General features: G+C 71.1%; 17 protein-coding genes and 1 pseudogene. 8 read left to right on the forward strand and 10 right to left on the reverse strand.

Annotated features, from left to right (window positions below):
* The 3 genes and pseudogenes from E8A74_RS28310 to E8A74_RS28320 all read right to left on the reverse strand — a co-directional run.
* Positions 1–405, reverse strand: a pseudogene (locus tag E8A74_RS28310) (hypothetical protein); the annotation flags it as partial.
* Positions 406–484: 79 nt separating this feature from the next.
* Entirely contained in the window at positions 485–1,525 is a 1,041-nt protein-coding gene (locus E8A74_RS28315; RefSeq protein WP_136932206.1) for a hypothetical protein, read from the reverse strand.
* A gap of 158 nt (positions 1,526–1,683) precedes the next feature.
* Entirely contained in the window at positions 1,684–1,896 is a 213-nt protein-coding gene (locus tag E8A74_RS28320) for a hypothetical protein (protein ID WP_136932207.1), read from the reverse strand.
* Positions 1,897–2,143: 247 nt separating this feature from the next.
* Here E8A74_RS28320 and E8A74_RS28325 point away from each other — a divergent pair, with 247 nt between their 5' ends.
* From E8A74_RS28325 to E8A74_RS28345, 5 genes are all read left to right on the forward strand, one after another.
* The gene (locus E8A74_RS28325; RefSeq protein WP_232379781.1) at positions 2,144–2,818 is read left to right on the forward strand and encodes an RNA polymerase sigma factor; all 675 of its coding nucleotides are present in this window, start codon (positions 2,144–2,146) and stop codon (positions 2,816–2,818) included.
* Positions 2,815–4,113 carry a FecR domain-containing protein gene (locus tag E8A74_RS28330; RefSeq protein ID WP_136932209.1) on the forward strand — a complete coding sequence of 433 codons (1,299 nt, stop codon included), beginning with the start codon at positions 2,815–2,817 and terminating at the stop codon, positions 4,111–4,113. Before E8A74_RS28325 ends, E8A74_RS28330 begins: the two co-directional genes overlap by 4 nt.
* A gap of 34 nt (positions 4,114–4,147) precedes the next feature.
* A complete protein-coding gene (locus E8A74_RS28335; RefSeq protein ID WP_232379782.1) occupies positions 4,148–5,182 on the forward strand; it encodes a hypothetical protein in 1,035 nt (344 codons plus the stop codon).
* 67 nt (positions 5,183–5,249) lie between these two features.
* A complete protein-coding gene (locus E8A74_RS28340) occupies positions 5,250–5,525 on the forward strand; it encodes a hypothetical protein (protein ID WP_136932210.1) in 276 nt (91 codons plus the stop codon).
* 108 nt (positions 5,526–5,633) lie between these two features.
* Entirely contained in the window at positions 5,634–6,779 is a 1,146-nt protein-coding gene (locus E8A74_RS28345; protein ID WP_136932211.1) for a site-2 protease family protein, read from the forward strand.
* 111 nt (positions 6,780–6,890) lie between these two features.
* Here the strand turns inward: E8A74_RS28345 and E8A74_RS28350 are convergent, their stop codons facing one another.
* Complete coding sequence (locus E8A74_RS28350; RefSeq protein ID WP_232379783.1) at positions 6,891–8,291, reverse strand: histidine kinase; 1,401 nt, start codon at positions 8,289–8,291, stop codon at positions 6,891–6,893.
* 108 nt (positions 8,292–8,399) lie between these two features.
* Between E8A74_RS28350 and E8A74_RS28355 the strand changes: the two genes are divergently transcribed.
* Positions 8,400–10,622, forward strand: a complete 2,223-nt coding sequence (locus E8A74_RS28355; RefSeq protein WP_136932212.1) for a putative metal-binding motif-containing protein — start codon at positions 8,400–8,402, stop codon at positions 10,620–10,622.
* 12 nt (positions 10,623–10,634) lie between these two features.
* On the opposite strand, the gene E8A74_RS28360 is transcribed toward E8A74_RS28355, so the two are convergent.
* Together E8A74_RS28360 and E8A74_RS28365 are read right to left on the reverse strand one after the other, a co-directional pair.
* The gene (locus E8A74_RS28360; RefSeq protein ID WP_136932213.1) at positions 10,635–10,970 is read right to left on the reverse strand and encodes a hypothetical protein; all 336 of its coding nucleotides are present in this window, start codon (positions 10,968–10,970) and stop codon (positions 10,635–10,637) included.
* 170 nt (positions 10,971–11,140) lie between these two features.
* Positions 11,141–12,199, reverse strand: coding sequence for a phospholipase D-like domain-containing protein (locus E8A74_RS28365; RefSeq protein WP_136932214.1), 1,059 nt, complete (start codon positions 12,197–12,199; stop codon positions 11,141–11,143).
* A 128-nt stretch (positions 12,200–12,327) separates the two neighbouring features.
* Here E8A74_RS28365 and E8A74_RS28370 point away from each other — a divergent pair, with 128 nt between their 5' ends.
* Both E8A74_RS28370 and E8A74_RS28375 read left to right on the forward strand, forming a co-directional pair.
* Entirely contained in the window at positions 12,328–12,978 is a 651-nt protein-coding gene (locus tag E8A74_RS28370) for a glutathione S-transferase family protein (RefSeq protein WP_136932215.1), read from the forward strand.
* Positions 12,979–13,084: 106 nt separating this feature from the next.
* Positions 13,085–15,964, forward strand: coding sequence for a YncE family protein (locus E8A74_RS28375; protein ID WP_136932216.1), 2,880 nt, complete (start codon positions 13,085–13,087; stop codon positions 15,962–15,964).
* A gap of 3 nt (positions 15,965–15,967) precedes the next feature.
* Here the strand turns inward: E8A74_RS28375 and E8A74_RS28380 are convergent, their stop codons facing one another.
* The 4 genes from E8A74_RS28380 to E8A74_RS28395 form a co-directional block, all read right to left on the reverse strand.
* Positions 15,968–16,618 carry a lamin tail domain-containing protein gene (locus E8A74_RS28380; RefSeq protein WP_136932217.1) on the reverse strand — a complete coding sequence of 217 codons (651 nt, stop codon included), beginning with the start codon at positions 16,616–16,618 and terminating at the stop codon, positions 15,968–15,970.
* Between the two features lie 17 nt (positions 16,619–16,635).
* Positions 16,636–17,775: a hypothetical protein gene (locus E8A74_RS52795; RefSeq protein WP_170229441.1), complete on the reverse strand. Its 1,140-nt coding sequence runs from the start codon at positions 17,773–17,775 to the stop codon at positions 16,636–16,638.
* Positions 17,776–17,791: 16 nt separating this feature from the next.
* A complete protein-coding gene (locus E8A74_RS28390) occupies positions 17,792–19,279 on the reverse strand; it encodes a DUF2252 family protein (protein ID WP_136932218.1) in 1,488 nt (495 codons plus the stop codon).
* 116 nt (positions 19,280–19,395) lie between these two features.
* Positions 19,396–23,214 (reverse strand): protein kinase domain-containing protein, encoded by a 3,819-nt coding sequence (locus tag E8A74_RS28395; protein ID WP_136932219.1) that lies wholly within the window; start codon positions 23,212–23,214, stop codon positions 19,396–19,398.
* Positions 23,215–23,220: the final 6 nt, after the last annotated feature.

The raw sequence follows: 23,220 nt of genomic DNA on the forward strand, positions 1-23,220 counted from the left end.
AGGCGCGGCTCCCGTCGCAACGGTGGTCGCGCGGCGTGGCGGCGCGGGACGCCCCGGGACTGGCGGCGGCGCCATCGGCGGAAGCGGCGGCGGCGCCATCGGCGGAAGCGGCGCGGGCGCGGCGGCGGCGGGCTCCGGTGCGGCGCGCACCACGGTCGTCGTGGGCTTCGGCGGGAGCGGCCCCACCGCGGGCACGACCTTGCCAGGCGGAGCGGGCTTCGGCGCGGACGCGCCTTGCGGCGGCTGCGCGGCTTGCGCGGGCGGCGCGGGCTTTCCGGGCGCTGCGGGCTTCCCCTTGTCCGGCACGTCCCAGCCCGCGTCCACGGACATCATGGCGGGTCGCGCCTGCGGGGCGGGTTTGTCCTCGGCCTTCGGCTCGTCGGGGCGCTCGTCTTTCTCGGCCACGCGTCGATGCTACACGGCTTGCCCGTCGATCGAGCAAGCCCTGGGCAAGAGGGGGCCCTCCTTCACGTGGGGACGGGCGTCAGTTGCACTTTGCGCCGATGCAGGCCGCGAACTCCGCGCCGCACTCGGACTGGATGCACCCGAAGTCGCCGCCGCAGTCGGGAAGCACGCCGACGGCGCAGGTGAGCACCTGGTCCACGAAGAACTGCACGTCGGCGCAGCCCTGGGCGACGCAGTTCGCCACGCACGTCACGCTGAATTTCGGGGGATTCGCGTTGAGATCGAGGCACCCGAGGGCGCACGTGACCACTTCGAGGCAACCCTTCGTCTGGCACGTCCCGCAGTCCTGGGGGCAGATCGAGCACGTCTCGAACGCCTCGCACTTGCCGTTCGGGCACACCGAGCAGACGCCGCAGTCCGCCTGGCACGAAGCGCACGTCTCGGTCCCGGTGCAGATGCCGTCGCCGCACCCCGCGCACTTTCCGCAATCTCCGGGGCACGTGAAGCAGTTCTCGGTGCCCGCGTCGCACTCCTTGTCGCCGCAGCTCGGGCACGCGTCGCAGTCGGGCGCGCAGGAAAGGCAGTCCTCCGGCGACGTGCAGAACCCGTCGCCGCAGCTCGAACACGCGCCGCAGTCCCCGGGGCACGACGCGCACGTCTCGCTCGCGTCGCACGCGCCGTTGCCGCACGTCTGGCAGAGCCCGCAATCGACGGGGCACGTCGCGCAGCTCTCGTTCGGATCACACGTTTTGTCGCCGCAGCCCGCGCACGCCCCGCAGTCGAGCACGCACGTCGCGCAGCTCTCCCCGTCGCCGCACGTTCCATCGCCGCAGCTCGCGCACACCCCGCAGTCGACGGGGCAGTTCTCGCAGGCCTCGATCCCGGTGCACGCGCCGTCGCCGCATCCCGCGCAGAACCCGCAGTCCTGCGCGCAGGTCGCGCACGTCTCCTCGGGATCACACGTGCCGTCGCCACACGCGCCGTCGCCGCCCAGGCTTCCCCCCTCCGCGGGCGTGATGCTCGTGCGGCCGCATCCGGCGAAGGGGAACAACGCGCCGAGCGCGCCGAGCAACATCACCCCGACGAACGACCTCTGCACGAAGCGCCGCGAGCTCTGCATGGGATCCACCTGTCGAACGAAGAAAACGAAGCGAGCGAGCTTCGATCCTACCCGACGAGGCATCCCCGTGCTGCGCGCCTGCGCGGTCTTCTTTCAGGCGCACAAAAAAGGACACCCCGGCGATCCGCGGGAAGCGGATCGCCGGGGTGTAAGTCGTTTCACTTCGGGGCGGCCTCGCCACCAGCCGGCGGCGCAGCCTGGTCGCCCGCCGGAGCGGCGCCGTCAGCCGGCTTCGCATCGGCCGGAGCACCCTCGGCCGGCTTCGCATCGGCCGGGGCACCCTCAGGCGACTTCGCCTCTTCCGCCGGAGCGCCGCCGCAGGCGACCGCGAGGAGGGAAACCGAGAGAGCGAGGATGATGTGCTTGATCATGTTCGTGATCCTCCGTACTAGCTAGAAGCTCCCGCAGACGTCCGACCTGCGGCACTCCCCTGGACGCCCAAGGTCCCTGGAACGGCTCACGTGAACTTCAAAAAAATCTTTGTAGCCGCCGTGAGCCACCTGCCACACCCTGAGCGTCCTTAGACACGCAGGATTAACGAAAATGGCGCCGAGACTTCAGCGCGGTCGGTTGCGGCTCGTCGAGCCATCGCCCCGCCCCACGAACGAGGGCGATGAGGTGGCCGCGACTCCCATCGCCGACGATCGCGCCGAAGCCAAGCGCCCGCCCGAGACCTCGCGTGTCCCCAAAGGCAGGCGCTCCGCCCTCGCCGACCTGCCCGACGCGCAGCTCGTCGGCCTCGGCGCAGAGGGCGACGTCCAGGCCCTCGAGATCCTCTACCGGCGCCACGCGGCCTTCGCGATCAACCTCGCCACGCGGATCGAGGGCTCGCCGCGCGACGTGGAGGACATCGTTCACGACGCGTTCCTCCGCGCCTTCGAGCGCCTGCGTGATCTCACGGATCGCGCGGCGTTCCGCGGCTGGCTCGGCTCGATCGTGGTGCACGCGGTGCGCTCGCGCATGCGCCGCGGCAAGCTCCTGAACCTCCTCGGGCTCGGCCGCGCGAGCGAGCCCGTGGATCTCGACGCGATCGCGAGCCCCGAGGCCTCGCCGCACGTGCGCGCGCAGCTCGCCCAGATCTACGCGCTCCTGCGCACGCTCCCCTCGGACGAGCGCATCGCCTGGACGCTCCGCTGCATCGACGGGCACGAGCTCGAAGCGGTCGCCGGGCTCACGCGGTGCTCGCTCGCCACGGTCAAACGTCGTATCACGCGCGCGCAACGCTTCCTCGACGAACACTTCGTCGACCCGACCGGCAAGGAAGAACCGGTGAGCAAAGAGGTGGACCAATGACCCGCCGCGTGGTGCCTCCCCTGCGCCCGCAAGACCTGCGGGATCACGCGGATCCGGCGCGCATCGAGCGCGTCTGGGACCGTCTCGAGCACGATCTGCCCGGACGCCGCGAGCCCGAACGCGCACGCATGACGGGCACCCTGCTCGCCGTCGCCGCCGCTGCCGTCGCCGCCTTCAGCGCGGGCCTCTACGTCGGGTCGAGCTCGAGCGGCGAAGGCGGTCCGACCGAGGTCCGCGCGATCGCGGCCGAAAACAATGCGTCGCCGAGCGTGCTCGCTGCAGGGACCCGGCAAGCGAGGTATCCACTGCCCGGCGGCGGCACGTTGACCCTCTCGCCCGGCGCCACCGTGGAGGTCGAGCGCGGCGAAGGCGAAGCCGTGACGTTGCGCCTCCTGCGCGGCGAGGCCTCGGTGGACACGGCCAGCGCGCCCAAGGCCGCGGAGATCGCGCTCGTCGCCGAAGGCGCAGCCCTCTTCGCGCGCGCGGGCAGCGTGGTGTTTGTCCGGCGAAACGAGGCCGACATCGACGTGCGCGTGGCGAGCGGATCGGCGCGCGTCTCCTGGCCCGCCGGCTCGCGCGAGCTCTCGGGCGGCGACGGCCTCGAAGCCGTGCCGATGATCGCGCTCGCCGAGGCCCCGCACGACGATCCGACGAACCCCGATCCGCGCCCGCGCCGCACGATCGCGCCGATGCCCCGCGACATCTCTCCCCGCACGCTCGCGCTGCCTCTGCGCCCCGAGACGCCGGCGGTCGCGATCGCGGCGCCCGACTGGCGCGCCAAGTACAACGCAGGCGAGCTCGCCCAGGCCCTCGAGCTCCTGCGCCAGCAGCCTGGTGGGATCGAAGGCGCCATCGCGTCGTCGAGGAGCGCCGCCGAGCTCGTCGTGATCGGCGACATCGCCCGCGCCAAAGGCGGAGATCCTTCGGCCGCGTTGCTCGCACTCACCCGCGTCGTCGAGGGCTTCCCGAACGATCCGTACGCGGAGATCGCGGCCTTCACGCTCGGCGGCATGTACGAGAAGATGGGCCAGGCCGATCAAGCACAAAAGTACTTCGAGCGCGCGCGGAGCCTCAAAGGTGTGCTGGCGGAGGACGCCCTCTGCAAACAGATCCGCGCCGAGCACCGCGCCGGTCGGAAGGAGGAGGCGGCGCGCATGGGCACGGAGTATTCGAACAAGTACCCCGATGGCCGGTGCAAGGAGGACGTGGAGCGTATTCTCTCGGGCGAGGAGCCCACGCAGGAGGAGCCCCAAGCTTCACCAGACGCGGGAGCAGGCGACGCAAGCGCGCCCTGAAGCACCACGCGCGTGGCGCTCGCCCACCCCGCGCGTGGCCCTCGCCGCCCTCGTGACGTTCGCCCTCGGCCCGAGCGCCGCGCGCGCCGAAGGGCCTGCGGCCGCCACCACCCCGCCCGCCGTCGCTCCAGCCACGCCCGCTGCCACGGCCCCGCGCCGCGTCGAGGTGCGCCTCTCGCTCTCGCGCGCGGCCGCCGAGGCGCTTGGCGGCGAGCCCCGCGTGCGGCGCCTGCTGGAGATCGAGCTCGACGACACGGGCACGCTCGCGCCCGGCCCGAGCGGCCCGCTCGGCGACGACGTGGCGCACGTGTGGATCGATCTCCCGAGCCCGTCCGAGGTCCTCATCGAAGCGAGGCTCGCCGAACGCACCGCTGGGCGACGTTTCCTCCTGATCGGCGGCCTCAACCCCGACGTCGCCGCGCGCCTCGTGGCCATCGCCGCAAACGAGCTCGTCCGCGCGCAGGCACGCCCGCTCCGGCCCCGCAAAGCCCCGGCCCCACGCACGCCCACGCCGAAGGAACTCGAGCTCGCTGCGCGGCGCGCCCCCGCGATCGTCTGGTCGGCCGCGCCGAGCTTCGCGTTCCTGCCCGGTTCGTCCGGCACCTTGTGGGGCGCGGGCGCGTCGCTCGGCTTCCGCGGCGCCGGCGTGAGCGAGCGCGCGACCGCTCGCTGGCTCACGGGCCCCACGAGCGCCGGCCCCACGCGCTGGTTCGAGGTCGGCCTCGCGGTCGACTACCGCGTCTACCTCGGCTCGTCGGTCCGCCTCGCGCTCGGCGCCGACGCTGCGCTCGGCTTCCTGCACCTCGGCGACGCGCGCGCGACGGACGGCATCCTCGGCGCGCGGGACGCGTGGTCCGGCCGCGCGGGCGGCCTGCTCGGCGTCGACGTGCGCGCGTTCGGCCCCGCGTGGCTCGGCCTTCACGTGAGCCCGGGCGCCATCCTCCGACCCACGCGCTTCGAGACCGCGGGCGGGCTCGGCGGCACCGTCGAGGGGCTCTGGCTCGGCGTGGACCTCGCCTTGCAGCTCGAACATCCGCTCGCCCGATCCGTTTCGACGAACCCCCGTTGATCGCTCGCGAGGAAGGGGCCTTGTGCCTCGGCGGCGCGTCTCCATGAACCTCGGGGGGAGCCTTTCGATGCAACACCAGCGAGAGCCCGAGGAGACCTTCGTGCTCGGGCCTGCGAGCGCGGGGCGTGCGCTGCGCGCGCGCTTCGGCACGTTCGTCGGCGCCGACTACCTTCCCGGCAAGACGGCGATGCGCGACGCGCTTTGCGAGCGGTTCGGCGTCTCGCAGCTCGAAGCCGAGGAGCTCTGCGACGCGCTCGAAGCCTCGGGCGCGCTGCGCTTCATCAGCACGCCCGACGGCGAGGGTTTCCACATCGACAGCGACGTGGTCGACGAGGCCGCGTAACGCGCCTCCTGCTTCGCCGCGCGTCGAGCGACCTCGGGGCACGCGTGTTGCCCCTTCGCCGGGGGAGCAGCTCGACCCGGCGCGCGCGCTGCCACCGGAGGAGCCACCATGTTGGACCGAGGCTGGACGATCTTCCGCATTCGCGGCATCCCCGTGAAGCTCCACATCACGCTCGTCCTGTTTCTCCCGTACGTCGCGTTCGTCACGTCCTCCCAGTTCAAGGCCATCGCCGACGCCGTCGGCGTCCCGCGGAGCGACCTGCACCTGCCGCCGCTCGTGTGGGGCACGATCCTCGCGGTCGGGCTCTTCGTCTCCATCCTGCTGCACGAGCTCGCGCACTGCCTCGTCGCGGTCTCGAACGGCGTCCGCGTCCGATCGATCACGCTCATGATGCTCGGCGGCGTCTCGCGCATGGAGCGTGATGTGCGGCCCGAGCGTGAGGCGTGGATGGCCTTCGCCGGGCCGCTGTCGAGCTTCGGCATCGCCGTCGCTTGCTGGCTCGCCTCGCTCTTGCCGCTCCTCGCCGAGGTGCGCGTCGCCTTCCTCGCGCTCGCGCTCGCCAACGCTGTCCTCGGCGCGTTCAACCTCCTGCCCGCCTTCCCGATGGACGGCGGCCGCGTCCTGCGCGGCCTCCTCTCGACGCGGCTCGGCATCCGACGCGCGACGAGCGTGGCCGCGACGATCGGCAAGGGCATGGCCGTGCTCTTCGGCCTCTTCGGCCTGCTCTCGTTCAACGTGCTGCTCGTGCTCATCGCGGTGTTCGTGTACATGGGCGCGGCCGGCGAGCAGGGGCGCAGCCAGTGGAGGCAGGTCCTCGAAGGTTTGCCCGTGGCCGAGGTGATGACCGATCGGCTCGGCGAGGCGCACGCGGACGAACGCGCGGGCGAGGTCGCGCGGCGGCTCTTCCGGCAGAACCTCGCGGGCGCGCTCGTGGTCGACAACGGGCACGCGCACGTGCACGAGCACGACGCGCTCGACCCGGAGCACGTGCTCGGCGTGGTGACAGCGTGGGACCTCGCGCGTCCCGAGCTTCACCGCGTGCCCGACGCGACCGTCGGCAAGGCCATGCGGACGGACGTGCCACGCGTGCACACCCGGGACGACGCCGCGGCCACGCTCGATGCGTTGGTGAGTGGAGAAGCGGAAGCGGTGCTCGTGCTCGACGAGGGCGAGCACGTCGTGGGTCTCGTGACGCCGGCCGACCTGCAGCGCGCGCTCGCGCTCCTCGGAGCAGCCGGCGGACGGGGTCGTTAGTCCCGAGGGGGACGCCTCGCGTCCCCCTCTCAGCCAGACAATGCCCGGCGGATTCATCCCCCGAGGCGAGTTCGCTTCGCGACCTCGCAGAGCAGCGAACGAGGCGCTGCTCTAGGCGCTCATCTTCGGAATGATCAGACGCACGCGCGCGCCGCCGCTCGGCGCATCCTCGATCTCGAGGTGCATGCGCACGTGCGCCGCCACCGCCGTCGCGGCGATGAGCGAGATCCCCGCCGGACGACCTGCCGCGAGCACCTCGAAATCACGACTCAACACGCCGGTCCTCGCCGCCTCGGGCAGCGGGTGCCCGGCGTCGTCGACCGCGAGCGCGTACCCGCCGCTCGTATGCTCGGCGAGCGTCAGCACCACCTCCGTGCCCGGCGGCGATGCGCTGATCGCATGATCGAGCAGCGCGTGCATCAGCACCGTCAGCGCCCCGATTTGCGTCACCTCGTACGCGCTCTGCGGCGCGTGCAGCGTCACGCGCACATCGTGCCGCGCTGCGCGCCCCATGTCGTCGCGCACCACGTCCCGCAGCGCCTCGGCGATGTCCACGTGCCGCGGCAGCTCGCCGATCGGGCACGCGCCGAGCCGCGCGAGGTCCCCCATCGTCTCCGACGCCGCCGTCACGTGCCGCATTGCGCTCGCCACGATGTCGCCGACTTCGCCCTGCCGATCCCGAAGCGGCAAGAGGTCGCGCGTGATCGCCGAGAAGATGCCGCGCAGCTCCGACACGAGCCCACGCATGCCGGCCACGAGCACCGCGAGCCCCTCGCTGCTCACCGGCTCGATCGACGCGCTCGCCGGCGGCAAGCTCGACACCTTCGTGTTGCCGCTCGCGAACACCGCCGCGAGCTCTTTCGCGTAGGCCTCGCCTTGCTCCTGCGCGGCCTTCAGCTCGCGCTTCAGGTTCTCGAGCTCCAGCCGCTGCATGTCCACGTCGGCCGGCAGGACCAGCGTCTGCATCGAGCCGTCGAGCTCGAGCCGCCCGCCGTGCCGGATCGCCATGCGCGACAGCCACGCGCGCTCCGACTCGAACGTCGCGGGCTGGTCTGGACCGAGCACCACGCTGACCTTCACCTCTTCGCCTTCGCGGCGCACGCTCACCTCGGAGGTGCCCTTCGCGTTCGCCGGGTCGCCGGCTTGACCGACGAGCAAGAGCAGCATGCGACGCAGCTCGGCCTCGTCGCCGAACACCGTCGTGCCCTCGCCCATCTCGATCTGCACGCGCGCCTCGGGCGCGACCTCCCACATGAGCTGCGCGAGATCGATCTTGCCTCGCCGCCCTCGGCTCGCGGGATGCCCGTGGAGCGAGGCCAGCATGCCGACGGCCTCGTCGAGCTGGTTCAGCGTCGTCTCCACGGCGACCGTGCTCTCGCCGTCGGGCACGCGAACGGAGCCCGGGGGCCCGTCCTGGATGATCACTCCCTGGCGGAGCTTCTGCGCTGCAGTGCGGGCTTCCTGCGCGAGCAGCCACGTCAGCTCGTTGCGCGTCAATCGATCGCTCGTCACCCGATCTCCGTCCTCTGCGCTTTCTTCGAGAAATCGCGCCGACGCATGATGCCAGAACCCGTCCTGCCCTGCTACGCTGAAGGCGGACCTGCCTCCTCTTCCTTTGCCATGACGAGCGCCGAGACGAAGGCTCCGCGGCCCCGGCTCCTGCGACATCTTCGCTGGATCCCAGCCCTCCTCCCCGTGGCCGCGCTCGCGAGCGCTTGTGGGCCATCCACCGCGCCGAACCCCTTCACCCTCGACGCCGGCCCCGACGGCGCAACCGACCCCGACGGCGGCACGGGCGGCGGTACCGGCGGCGGTAATCCCGACGACGGTGGCACGCCCGACGACACCCTCGGCGGCCCTTGCAACGACGACACGCAATGCGACGACGCCATCGCTTGCACCGTCGACGCTTGCGACACCTCGATCGCGCGTTGCCGCCACAGCCCCGACGACGCGGCTTGCCAGGACGGCGTCTACTGCGATGGCGTCGAGCGTTGCGCGCCCAAGCTTGGCTGCCTCCCCGGCCCTCCCGTCGCTTGCTCCGACGGCGACGTCTGCACCATCGACACCTGCGTCGAGTCCACGGGCGCCTGCACCCACGTCCTGCGCGACGCCGACGGCGACGGCGCGCCCGACGGGCACTGCATCGCCAAGGGCGACTGCAACGACGACGATCCCAAGGTCTCCCCCGCGCTGCCCGAGGTCTGCGCGAACGGCAAGGACGACGACTGCGACGGCGCCGTCGACGAAGGCGACTGCGCTTCCCCCAAGCACGACACCTGCAGCGATCCCCTCGTGATCGACGCGCCCGGCGCCTACACGATCGACACCACCGCCGCCGCCTCGAACTTCGCCGCCTCGTGCAACGTCAACAACCAGCCCGCCGCGCGTGACGTCGTCGCCGCCATCGTCCTCCCTGCGGGCCCGCCCCTCGACGTCGAGATCACCGCCCGGACGAACGGCGCCGACGTCGCCATCGCCCTCCTCGGCCAGTGCGGAGATCCCTCCACCGAGATCACCTGCGGCACGTCGTTCTTCCACCCCCAGGGCGGCCGCTTCGCCAAGATCCGCGGCCGCGGCCTCGGGGATCCTGCGAAGACCACCGCGCTGCCGCTTTACGTCTTCGCCGACGCGGACACGCCCGTCATCCTCGACGTCGCCTTCCTCCCGCCCGAGCCCGTTCCCACGAACGAGACCTGCGGCACGGCCGAGCCCATCTCCTTCGGCGTGCCCTTCTTCTCCACCTTGGTCGACGCCGCCACGGACGTCGGCATCTCCTGCGCGCCGCTCACCGGCGAACTCCTCTACAGCTTCGAGCTCGCGTCCCCCGCGAACGTCCACGTTTATGCGAGCTCCGTCGACGGCGACGGCTTCCCCGTCATCTCCCTCCGCGACGCGGACTGCGCGCTGCCCGAGGACGAGATCACCTGCAAGGGCGCGCCGATCGTTGACGTCTTCCGCCACGCGCTCCCGGCGGGCACGTACCATGTCGCCGTCGCTGCCGGCGCGCCCACGATCGTCTCCACGACCGTCGTGATCGAGCCGCCCACCGAGCCTCTCCCCGATGAAACCTGCGAGGGCGCCCCCGCGCTCACGCCCAACGTCACCCTCGACGTCGACCTCCTCGATCGGCAGGACGACGTGCAGCTCGGCTGCTTGCCGGGCGCCGTCGACGCGGCCTACACGCTCTCCTTGCCCGTCGCCTCCGACGTCCTCCTCGTCCAGCGCATCTCCCAGGGCGACACCGGCGCCGTCACGCTCGCCCTCCCAGCGTGCGCCGACCCCTTGGATCAGCTCATCTGCGATCCTGGTTCGCAGTCGCCTCTCCGCATCGGCAAGCGCAACGTCCCGGCCGGCGATTACCGGGTCGTCGCCGAATCCCTCCTCGGCCAACCCGCGCAGGTCACGGCGTTCGTCCGCAAGACCACGCCGCCTGTGGTCGTCCCCTTCGCCGACGCTTGCGCCGACGTGCTCATGATTCCCGCGACGGGCGGTTTTTTCCAGGGCAACACCGCGAATGCCACGGCGAGCTTCAATGCGGGCTGTGATCAAGGCGGAGGGCCCGAGGGCGGGGCGCGTGACCAGCTCCTCGGGCTCTCCCTGTCTGATAAAAAACGCGTCGTGCTGGACATGGGCGGATCGGGGTACACGACGCTCCTCGATGTTCGAAAAGGTCCCGATTGCCCCGGCGTCGAGGTCCCGAAGGCCTGCGCCGTCGGTTACGGCCAAAACAAAAGCTTCCTCGACCTCACCCTCGATCCTGGTGTATATTTCCTCCAAATCGATGGGCTCGGCCAGGATAGCGGCCCTTGGTTCCTCGACGTTCGTATCGTTGATCCCTGAACGACTCGTTCTTCACCCCCTTTTCTTCTTTTTCGACCTCGCCGATCCAGCTTGCGCGCTGACGGTCACGTTGAAGGCGAGTCGATGGATCTCCTCCACAGCGCGCTCGGCCTCGCTCGGCGTCATCGCGAATCCCGTGAACATCTTGCGCCCGGCATACCGCGCCGGATCGATGCCCTCGGCATTCACGTAGATCAGACCGTCGCTGCCCAGCGCGAGCTCCGTCGGGAGCTCCGACGGGACCTCGTCCTCCTTCGTTCGGACATCTCTCGTTCGTCGCCTCGTCGCCACCGCCATAACGTCCTTGCGGATGCTGGTTTTTCGGGGTCGAACCGATTTGTCACGCATGTACGGGCCCTCATTGGGAAGGACGCCGAACTCTGCAGACCCGACCAAGGCTCTTCCATGCTCGGTTTTTCCCCGAACGTCAAGCTCGGTTTTTCCGGGACCGTGGTTTGTCGTCGCGGAGGTTTGTCCCACGACCCTGGCACGCGGGCGGGGTCCGGTCCGGACGGCGCTCAGCCCGCGTTCGCCTTCGACGTGCCCTGCTCCGCGGCAAGCGCCGACACGAACGCCCCGCGGAGCGCCTCGAAGTCCTCGATCGAGAGCGTATGGCTATCCTGGACGAACCCATTGAACCAGTGCTTCGGCGCGCCCGGCCGGAGCGACTCCAGGATCGGCCGCGTCCGGATCTCCTTGCCGAGCTCCCCGAGCACCACGAATTTCTTGCGGAATGGCGGTGCCCCGCCGTCCATCCCCCGGATCGAGGGCGCCTCGTCGCGGTACGTCTCCCCCGTGAACATGCCCATCGCCCGCAGGCCCCGGCCGCGCCCCGTCACGTGGAAAAAAAACGGATCGCCCTTGCCGTACCGATCGAGCTCGGCCTGCCTCCGCCGCCCGAAGCTCTTCGTCTGCATGCAGAGCGCGTAGCTCTTCGCCGTCACCACGAGCAAGTGCCGCCGCGCCGACGCCTTGCCGCGCTGCTCGCCGAGCTTCTCGGCCACCGCGAAGCCGAGCCGCGCCTCGGCCGAAGGATCCGGCGCGCGCTCGATCGCCGCTCGACGCGCGGCCCGCAACGCCTCGTACTCGGCCTCGAACACATACGACAGCGGCCACGACAGCTCCGACCAGAAGAGCTCCTCGAAGAGCCGCATCGGCCGTTCGAGCTCCGGCTCCGACGCGCTCCCCTCGATCCGCACGTTCACTGCGAGGTCCCGCGAGAGCCCCGACGCCGCGAGATCCGACGAACCCACATAGACGACGCGCCGCGGGCCGATGTCGAGCACGTAGAGCCGCGGCAGAAAAGCCGTCCCGCTCCATGCGTGATAGATGCGGCAACGCGCGCCCGGCATCCGTTCGAAGCGGCGCAGCATCGCCGTCTCCGTCCCGTACCCGTCGAGCCCGGCGAGCAGCATCAGCTCGCCGCCGCGCTCCACGAACCCCACGAGAGCGATCACCCCGAGCGCGCTCGCCTCCGCGCGGCTCACCGCGATGCAGGCCCGCGTCGCCTCGCCGAGGTCCGCGGCGAGCCGGGCCCCCATCTCTCGGCCGTGACGCAAGAGCTCGATGGTCGGCATGCCACCCGCATTTCTAGCAAGGGATCCCGCGCCGCGTCGAGCCTCTTTCCGCGGCGCGCGCGTTCCAGGGCAAACGCGGGTCCCGGTCCGATTGACGCCCCTCGCCGGCTCGGGTCTCCTCGCGACGCATGAGCCACGATCCCGAGCGCGAGCTCGTCTACTTCGACATCCGCGGCCGAGCCGAATCGATCCGCCTTTTGCTCGCCTACGCGCAGGCGCCGTACATCGATCGGGGCATCCCGCGCGCCGACTGGCCGAGCCTCAAGAAGACCGTCCCCCTCGGCCAGGTCCCCGTCCTCGTCGAGCGCACGCCCGCGGGCGAACGCGTGATCCCGCAGAGCCAGGCCATCCTCCGCCACCTCGCCCGCGTCTTCGGGCTCGACGGGGCGAACGAGGACGAGCGCGTCCGCGCTGACATCGTCGCCGAGACCGTCCTCGAGCTCCGGACCGCGTGGAACCGCGTCGCCTACAACCCTGGCTGGCTCAAGGACCAAGCCGCCACCGACGCGCATTTCCGCGACGTCTTCCCCCGCTTCCGCGCGACCCTCGAAGGTTTGCTCGAACAATCCGAGGAGCGCGGCGCCCTCTACTTCGCTGGCTCCGCGCCCACGCACGCGGACTTTTTCGCCTTCGACACCCTCGAATCGCACCGCGAGGTCGTCCCCTCTTGCCTCGACGGCCACGGCTCGCTCCAGCGCTTCCTCGACGACATCCGCGCCCTGCCCCCGATCGCCGACTACCTCGCCCGCCGCCGCCCCTCGGACTTCCAGCGGGCCTGACCCCACTTCCCGGTCGTTTCGTATCACAAAAGGTCTAAGATAGACCTTGCAAGGGACCCGTGTGTCTGCGACTGTCTACATACCTTCCACAAAGGGTAGACAAACCATGCGATCCTTGCGCCTATCTCAGCTCCTCGTGATCCTTGTTGGCTGCGCGCCGTTTGCGGCGGTGGCGTGCAGCGACGACCCGACGAACCCGAACACGACCACGAGCTCGAGCAGCGCCTCCGGCAGCGGCGGTGGAGGCGGCGTCGGGGGCGACGGCGGGATGGGCGGCGTCGGCGGCGGCAGCTCGAGCTCCGGCACCCCCGGCGTCGCCTGCGCCGATGCGCTCCTGCCGCTCCAGAACCCGCGCGCCCACACCCTCGGCGAGACCTTTTATTTGCCGCGTTTCCTCACGGATCCCGGCTGCCCCGCCGAGCTCGCGTGGCAGGTCGTCGCGGCGCCGCCCGACAGCAAAAACGCCGTCTACAACACCGGCGCCCCCGAGCCGCGCTTCACGCCCGACGTCCCCGGCAACTACACCTTCCGCCTCAACGACCCCGCGCAGACCGAGCTCACGCTCCGCGCCGTCGCCCGCACCCCCGAAGCGCGCTTCCGCAACCACCACCTCACGCCGCTCCACGGCGCCGCCGCCGTCGACGGCGAGCTCTGGACCACGAACGGCGCCTCCTACACCGTCACGCGCCTCGTCCCCGAAAATGGCCAGTGGAAAAAAGCCGGCGAAATCACGGTCGGCGCTTGGCCCGCCGCGATCGCGCATCACCCCGGCGACAAGAAGGTCTACATCGCGCAGCGCGGCGGCGACACGGTCGGCATCCTCGATCGCGACCGCAACGTCCTCGAAGACGCGCTCTGGGTCGGCGACGAGCCGAGCGGCCTCGCCATCGCGCCCGACGGCGCGACCCTCTACGTCTCGCTCGCCACGATGCGCAAGGTCGCCGTGGTCGACCTCGCCAAACGCGAGGTCAAGGCCACGATCGACGTCGGCTTCGACCCCCGCGCCCTCGCGCTCTCGGCCGACGGAAAACGCCTCTTCGTCGCCTCCTACCGCTCGGGCAACAAGATCAAGGACACGCGCGGCACCTACGGCCCCGGCGACGACGAGGACATCTGGATCGTCGACACCGAGACCCAAAAGGTCTCGCTCGTGATCTCCGGCGTCGCCGCGGATCTCCGGTCGATCGCGCTCTCGGAGGACGGCGCCGAGCTCTACGTCGCCTCGACCGACGGCGACCCCGAGCCCTCGCAGTCCGCGCCGGGCGCCGAGCCCTTCGTCCACGAGGTCGTCGTGCTCGGGGCCGACCCGGCCAAACCCGACTACGGCACCGTCCTCCGCCGCGCCGATCTCACGCGGCAATCGGGCTCCGGCGGCGCTGTCGTCAATCCCTCGGGTGTGCTCGGCGTCGGCGATACCATCTGGGTCGCGTCCGAGTCCTCCGACGTCGTCGTGGCCCTCGACCGCGCCACGCTCGCCGAAAAAGGCCGCACCGCCGTCGGTCCCGGCGCGCGCGCGCTCGTCAAGATCGGAAACGACGTCGCCATCCACTGCTACCAGAGCTTCGAGGCGAGCTTCCTCGACGCGACCGGCACCGTCGTGCAGACCGTCTCCCTCACCGAGGACCCGCGCCCCGCGGACATCGCCCTCGGCGAGCGCGTCTTCACGCGCCCGGGCGGCGGCTTCGCCTCGAACCACGCTTGCTCCAGTTGCCACGTCGAAACGCAGAACGACGGCATGGTCTGGCGCTTCGGCCCGCAGATCTGGCACAACGTGCGGCCGCTCCAGCTCCTCGACGCCACGACCCCGCTCGAATGGGGCGCGTACGTCTCGAACACGGACAATTTCGGCTATCAGGGCCCGAGCTCGATCGTCGGCCGCCCGGCCACGCCCGAGGAAGCGCTCGGCATGCAGGCCTTCTTGAGCTCGCTCCTCGGCGCCCCGCGCGAGACGGGCCATACCCGGGTCGACGGCAGCTTCACGCAGGCCGCGCTCCGCGGCAAGGATCTCTTCGAGGGCAAAGCCGCTTGTTATGGCTGCCACGCGCCGCCGCTCTACACGTCGCGTGAATACATCCCCGTCGGCAAATCGGGCGAACCGGCGGACATCCCCTCGCTGCTCGGCGTCTACCGCCACGGCGTGTATTTCGTGAAGGGACAGGCGCGCGACCTCGAAGCAGCGCTCGACGTGGCCATCGATTACGTGGGCGCCGACCTCACGGCCAACGAAAAGGCCGATTTGCTCCAGTTCTTGCGCGAACTCACGCCGAAGGGCGCACACCCGCTCGGGATCTGGCCCGACATCGACAGCGACGACGCCGTCTACCCGAACATTCGCCCACGCATCGCGTTCACCGATCCGATCGACGATTCGCAGCCCGGAAAAACCGCGGCCGACCTCGCCGCCGAATACGTCACGCTCGAAACCGAGGCGGGCGAGAAGGTCGCGGGCTCGGTCGTGGTGACCGGCGGCGTCGTCGAGTTCGTCCCGGCGGCGCCGCTCACGGCCGGCGCGAAGTATCGGTTCCGCGCCTTGGCGGGCCTCCCGTTCCTCTCGGGCGGCGCGCTCTGGGGCGAGCGGAGCACGGAGTTCGTCGTGGCGAACCCGGCGATCGGCACGTGGCCGAAGACCATGAAAATGACCGTCACGGTCCCCGGCCCGGGCGGCGTGATGACCCCGCTCGATTACGTGCTCGAAGCGAGCGACACCCCGCGCCCGGGCGGCATGACGTTGATCGTGAAGCCGCAGCTCTTCGGCAACCAGCAGCGGCAGGAGGTGTGGGCGCGGCTCGACGGCGACAAACTCTACATGCAGCCGATCGCCTTGCCGATCAACCCTAGCGGCGTCGCCGACGCCGCGATGATCCTGGGCACGGTGAAGACCGTGAACCAGGCCGATCAGAGCATCTCGCTCGTCGAAGGCACGCTCCGGCTCGGCGGCCCGGGCATCAACATCCCGGGCGTCAAGTTCGTCCTCGTGCCGAACTGATCCTCAAGGCGCCTTCGTGTTCGCCGCGCCGGGCGTCGGCTCGCAGGCCTCGAAATCGCCGATCCCGTTCGGCACGCGGCCGAACGTCTGCCCCTCCGCCACGGCCTCCGCCGGGTAGGCCGCCTCCTCGACGATCGCATCACTCGGCGACAGGAGGAAAATCTTGTCGCCTTTCGACGCGCTGATCCCGAAGCCAGCCTGATAACAGGTCGCCGGCCCGCCCTCCGCGAGGCATTCCGCTTGCGGGCCGGCCTCGGGCGCGTCGAGGCCCGCGACGATGACGAGGTAGGAGCCCGGCGCGAGCTTCGTCCCGGCCTCGAAACGCACGGCCTCCGCGAGCTTCGGCGCGTCGCCGTCCTGATCGGCGATCCCGTATCCGTCGAGATCCATCACCGCGTCGCCGACGTTGACGAGCTCGATCCATTCCTCGCCGGTCGCCGCAATCTCGTTGATCACCACCTTCGCCGCGCCTGCGCCGCCCGCGCCGCCGCCACCTTGCCCGCTCCCGCCGCTCCCGCCGCTCCCGCCGCCGCCTTGCCCCGCGGAGCTGCTCGCGCTCCCCGTGGGAGGCCGATCCTCGCTCGCCTCCGAGCAGCCGAGGGCGGCGGTTGCCGCGACGAACACCCCTGCCAGGAAAAACTCCATCCGCGCCATCTCGTGGTCTCCTTTCGTCAGAAAACGACCCGGCTCGCGAGCCGGAGCTCCCAGAAATCCGAGCCGGGCAGCGCCGCCCTCGCGACCTCCCCCGGCGCCTGCCGCGTCACCGCAATGTGCCCTTCGAGCGGCTGCACGACGCGATACCCGACCGACCCCGTCACCGTCGCGACCGTGTCCCCCGCCCCACCGAGATCCCGATTCCAGTACGCGCCGCGCACGCCGAAGATCAGCCGATCCACGGGTTCGAGCCGCACGAACCCATCGACGAGCAGGGACCTCCGCGCGCCGTCGTCCGCGAGCCCCCACGCGTGCGTCACCGACGCGCCCGCGCGCACACGAATGCCTTGCCAGAGGACCGAACCGGTCAGCCTGTCCGCGCGCGAGAGCCCCGTCCCCGACGAGCCGACCACGTACGACCCGAGAATCGCGAGCGGCCGCGCGGCCCCGCCGGGCGCGGGATGCACCGACGCCGCGATTTCGATGTTTTTCCCGCGGTTCAGCTCGCGGTTCGTATACCCCTCACCGTTGTAAGCCCCAACGGCGACGAACCCATATTTCCGCGGCAGATTCACGCGCGCCGTCGCCCCGAGGTCCGCGGGCGAGAGCATCCCGGTTTGCTCGATCGGCGCGGGCCCGACGACCCGCAGGCGCCAGGTCCCTTCGAGCTCGGGCACGGTGAGCGTCGGGACGACGCCGGCCGAGAACACGAACCACGACGAATACCGAACTCCGGCCCAGGCCTCGCGGAGCCGCAGCACGATGCTATCGCCCGCCACGCCGATCAGCGCGCCCTCGCTCGCCGAACGCACGCCTTCGATCACGACGCGCCCCACGGCCGGACCAAACTCTCCGGTGATCGCGCCGTGCACCCGAGGCACCTCGAACAGATGAAACCACGCTCGTTGCCCCGGCTCGGTCGCGGTCCATCGAACCGCATATTGCGCGAACATTTCGAGCCCCGGTGTCACCTTGAGCCCCGTGGTGCCTGCCGCGGTGGGAGGCGCCGCGGTCCCCTCGAGATCGGGGGCGGGGGCAGACGCAGGCGAGGGCGCACGCGCGGGAGCGGCTGCGGGCGCGGCCGTTTCCTGCGCCGCGGCAGGTCCCGCGGCGGCAAACATCACGGCGAACATCGTCGTCAGGGTGAAACTACGCATGCGGGCTCGTCGCTCCTCAAGGCGCGTAGGCATCGCCATAAAGCGCTCGCACATCAGGCGGCGGCGTATCCGCCGGATCCATCGGGATACCGAGGCGCGGCCCGCGCGCCTCCAAGGCCTCCCGGAACAACCCCCAATCGACGACCACCTGCGCCGCATATCGATCCCCGACCTCGACCTGCTCCGCGACGAACCCGGCCGGATCCCGACCGATCACCGCGGCCACGTCCGCCACGGCCCACGACGTACCCAGCGGATCCGCCGCATGCGCCCGCGCCACGACGCCGCCGAGCCGCCGCCCGAGGCTCGCGAGCGCCGCCGGGCTGCCTCGCTCCTCGCGCATGCGGCTCGTCCGCAGCGTCTTTTGCCCGGCGCTCTCGCGCTTGATCTGACAGACGAACCCCATCCAATCCGTCGTCCCCCAGAGCGGCTCCGCGTCGGGCCGGGCCCAGGCCGCGCGGGACGCGAGGCGCACGCGCTCGGCGACGCCGTCATAAAACACCCCCGGCGGATAGAGGCCCCCAAGCCCGCTGTCGGCGAGCTCCTTCAATTCGAGCACGACGTCGTCGCCCGGATCGTCCGTCGGCCCGCGGACGAGCAAGATCACCCGCACCCGCGCCCAGCTCGCGACGCCCGAGCCGAGCTCGCGCGCAGCATCGAGCAGCGTGAAAAACGCGGGCGGCGGCGGATCGACGAGCGTCCCGCGATATCGCTCGATCGCCCCAGAAAGCGCATCATACGCAGCCGGCGGGACATCGAGATACACGCCCGTCGGCTCCTCTGGATCGAGCACACCCCGGCGAAGACGCCGCACGTTGCCTTCGAGCGCCGAAAGCTCATCGAGCTCGGCGCGCGCGTCCCGATCCTCGATCGAACGCTCGAAGAGATCGTCGAGGTTCGGATCTCCCCCGCCCTCTGTGATCCGCTCGCGGGGCCCTCCTTTCGCGAGGGCGGCGATCGCGTCCGCATACCCTTCCGCCGCGGCGCGGGCGACGTCACGCGAGGCCGCGGCGGTCGCCGCCTGCGCCGCCGGATCGTCGGCATTCGTCAGGCGCGCGGCGAGCGCCATTCCCGCGACGAGGCGGCGCACGTCCCATAGATACGGCGCGAACTCGGCGCTGTCGAAATCGTTCGGCTCCAGCGCGAGCGTGCCATCGGACGCGAGCAGCGCGCCGAAGTTCTCGGGGTGCGGATCACCGAGCGCAGGCACGAGCGGCCCGGCGAGCGCAAACGCGGAGGCGCCGAAGCCGAAGTTGTTCCCCCGAAAATCGTGGAGCGAAAGGGGCACCGTCCCCCGATAAAAATCGTACACGCTCGCGGCCATCCGCGCGTATTTGCCCTCGCAGAGGCGCGGCCTCGCGCGGAGGAGCGGCTCGTCGGCCCGCGCCATCACGCTCGTGATCTCGGCCTTGCGCGCCTCCTCCTCGGTCCGGCCGCCACACGCCGCGAGCCCGAGCGCGAGCGCGAGGCAACGACGAATACTTTTCGAGGACGGCCCGTTCACGTGGGCGATGCCTAATCGACCGTCCACGTCGAGGCAATCGCGCGGCGCGCGCGACACCCTTCCGTCACGGCGATGCCATGTTGTCTACGCGGGTGACATCGACCCGTCACCGACGGTCATTGCGGAGGCCCCCCGAGCCACGCGCCCGCGAGCCTTCGAATGCGCACGTTCCCGGGGACCCGCTCTCCGAAATGCCGGCGGTAGGAGGGATCTCCGATCGCCGCCTCGCGTGCGGAAAGCTCGTCGGCCGCCTCGCGCAACGTCGCCTTCGCCGCCTCCGTCTCCCCGGCCGCCATGAGGGCCTCGGCGAGCGTGAGGAGCACCCGCTCCACCCCGCGCGGGCCGATCTGCCGATGGAGCGCGAGCGCCTCCCGAGCCACGTGCACCGCTTCGGCGGGCCGACCCCGCGCGAGCAGGACCCTCGACCGGAACCACGCGCACGAGGCGCTGACGATCAGGTTTCCGCGGCTGCTCGTCGCCTCGATCCTCGCCGCCGCCTCCTCCACGTCCCCGCGCTCGATATGCGCCTCGATCAGCGTCATCGCGCCGAGCGTGCTGACCACGTTGCCGTCCTTGCCGTGCACCCGCTCCGCCACGGAGCGCGACACCGTGATGGCCTCCTCGAAGCGGCCTTGCGCGAGCCTGAGCTGGGCGAGGTACGCCGCGACCACGTTCGCCGCCATGCTCGACGCGCGCGCCTCCGTGCGGTCGAGCCACGACTCGGCCTCCTCGAACGCGCCGAGGTCCGTGCAAATGCCGACGAGCATCCCCGTCACGATCGGCACGATGTGACGCTCCCCGGCCTGCTCCAGCGATCGCACGGCGTCGAGCGCGTGTTGCCTCGAAAGCCACGGATTGCGGCCGAGGTTCTTCTCCACCATCGCCGACGCATACGCGAGCGCCCCGGCCCTCGACGGCTCCACCTCGATGCCGGCCCCCATCGTCGCGCGGAGTTTTTCCAGGAACACAAACGCGTCGCCGTTCCCGCTCGCCGCGAGCGCGGCGATGAGCGGCGCGAGCGCCCGCGCCAGCGCGGAGAGCGCATTCGGCGCGGGCTCCGTCTGCAAAACGCGCCGGCTCAGGTCCTGGAGCGTATCGTGCCTGCCGAGCAGCATCGCGCCGCCGATGGCCCCCTCCAGGGCGATGCAATGGGCCACGGATCCGGGGGTCGTGCGGCGCAAAGCCTCTTCAGCCGCGGCGAGCGAGGCCTCGTAATCGCCCGAGGCCGACGCGATGCGGGCCCGGAGCGCCCAGAGATCCGTCGCCACCTCGTCCGTCGGCCCGGCCGCGAGGCCCCGCTCGACGGCCCGCACGCCTGCCTGGAGATCATTGCCGCGCATCGCCGTCTGCGCTGCCCGCGCGTGCCAGTACGCCGCCTTCTCGCCCTGCCCGCCGCGCTCGAAATGCATCGCCAGCACCGAGGGATCCGGCTCGCCCACGCGCTCGAGCCACGCGCCCGCGAGCCCGTGCCCGAGCGCGCGGTCCCGCTCCGTCAACATCGCATACGCCCCCTCCCGCAGGAGCGCGTGCCGGAACGCATACTCCTCCTCGCCGACGAACCGCCGCGAATTCCGGCGCGCCACGAATTCGCGCGCCACGGCATAATCGAGGGCGGCGTCCACGTTCACCGGCCTGCGACCGCCGAGCAGCCGCCGCACCCCATTCGGCCAGAACGCCTCCCCATAGACGCTCGCCGCGCGCAAAAAATGGCGCACGTCCGGCGGGAGCGCGGCGAGCCGGGCCTCGACCATCCCGAGCACCGTCTCCGGCAACGCGCCGCTGCTGCGCCCCTCCGTGAAGGCCCGGACGAGCTCCTCCAGGTAAAACGCATTTCCCTCCGACCGCGCCACGAGCCCCGTCACGAGCACATCATCGACGTCGGCCCCGAGCGCGGCGCGCACCAGCGCGGCGGCCGCGCGGCGCGGCAAGGGTCCAAGCCGGACCTCGTGCGTCCGCTCCGCCCAGATTCGCGGAAACAAATCATGCACCTCGGGCCGGGCAAACGCGACCACCGCGAACGGCTCGTCCCGCAGCTCGCGCAGCGTCGTATCCACGAGCTTCACGGACGAACCATCCCCCCAGTGCAAATCCTCCAGCACGAGCAGCGTCGGCCCCTTCCGGGCCGCGGCACGCATGAACTCGACCCAGGCCGACTCGATCCGGCCCGCCATGAGCGGCGCATTCTCGCGGGCCGATCGGAGCAGGGGATGGCGTTCGTCCGGGAACGCCGCCCCCACGAGCTCGCCCAGAAACGGCGCCGTCCGCGTTGCCGCCTCTCCCGACAAGAGCGCGCGCACGGCCGACGAGACCTTCTCCTGCTGCACCTCGCGCCGCTCGCCGACCTCGATCTGCATGAGCATCCGCAGCGCCGACGCGATCACCGAAAACGCGGCGCCCGAGCGCATCGCATCGGCGCGACCGACCGCCAAACACAGCTCCGGCACGTTGCCCTGCAGCTTCGTGATGAGCTCCTGCCGCAATCGGGATTTCCCCATCCCCGCCGGCGCCGTCACGAGCACGGACTGCGCGCGCTGCTCGTCGAACTCTTGCTGCAGGAGATCCATCAGCGTGGTGAGCTCGCGCTCGCGGCCGACGAACGGGCTCGGATGACCGAGCAACGTGCGCCTCTCCTCGCCGCGCGCGTGCTCGGAGAGCAGCCACGCATGCCCGGCGTGCTCCTGCACCTCGAAGCGTGGATCGAGCAGCGCGCGCGTGACCTCGTCGACGATCACCCCGGGCCGGCCGTCCTCTCGCGCGCGATCGAGCAGCAATGCCACGAGCTCGACGAGATCCCCGACGGGGAGCCGATCGGCGAGATCGCTGCGGCCCGTGACGAGCGCGAGCGTCCGGTCCGACGAGGCCGCCTGAATCGCCAGCGCGGCGCGCGCCGCCCGCAGCACCTGATCTCCCGGGCTCCCCACGCCGGGCAACACCATCAAGATCGTGCCCCCGGCGAGCGTATCCACGAACGCGCCGAGCGGCTCCGCGATACGACGGACCTCCACGAGCGCGCCGCGCGCGGTCCCTGCGATCGCCACGATCGAGAGCAGCCGCCGCTCCCGCTCGCTGAGCCGCGACGGCGTCATGCTCCGCACGGACGGCGAGCTCGACGAGGAAATCCCGCCGATCGCGGACAGCTCGGCCACGAGGGCCGCCCCGTCGTCCGGCCGCTCCCCCGGATCCTTTGAAAGCATACGTGTGCAGAGGCTCGACACGGCGGAGGAGACCTCGGGCCGCACGACCGCGAGCTCGGGCGGCTCTTCGAGCAAGAGCTTCGCGAGCAGCGCCATCGGGTGCGAACCCTGAAATGCGGGTCGTCCTGCCAAACACTCGAAGAGCACGCAGCCGAGCGAGAACACATCGGCGCGCGGCCCCACGACCCCGTCGCCGCGCGCTTGCTCCGGCGCCATGTAGCCGGGCGTCCCGAGCACCGAACTCGAGCGCGTGTGCTGGGTCGAGCCGGTCGACGCGCGCGCGATGCCGAAATCGAGAAGCTTGATGTGATCGACGCGCCGGCCGACGAGGAAGATGTTGCTCGGCTTGATGTCGCGATGAACGATGCCGCGCGCGTGCGCCGCGGCGAGCCCATCCGCGACGTTGCGCACGAGCGCGAGGCCTGCGTCGATTTCGAGCGGCGCGCGCGCGAGGCGCGTGGCGAGGTCCTCGCCCGAGAGCCACTCCATCACGAGGTACGGCTCGCCGAGGGCCGTGAGCCCGTGCCCGACGTGCCGCACGATGCACGGATGTTCGAGCCGCGCGAGGATACGCGCCTCGGACAGGAATCGCTCGGCGCCGTGCTCGGGATCGCGCAGGACCTTCAGCGCCACGGCCTCGTTCGTCGCGAGCTCGCGGGCGCGCCAGATGGTCCCCATGCCGCCGGTGCTCGCCCGCGACTCCAGCTCGAACCGCCCGTCCACGATGTCGCCGCTCCGCATGCGCGC

Source organism: Polyangium fumosum, assembly GCF_005144585.1.
GTDB lineage: Bacteria > Myxococcota_A > Polyangia > Polyangiales > Polyangiaceae > Polyangium > Polyangium fumosum.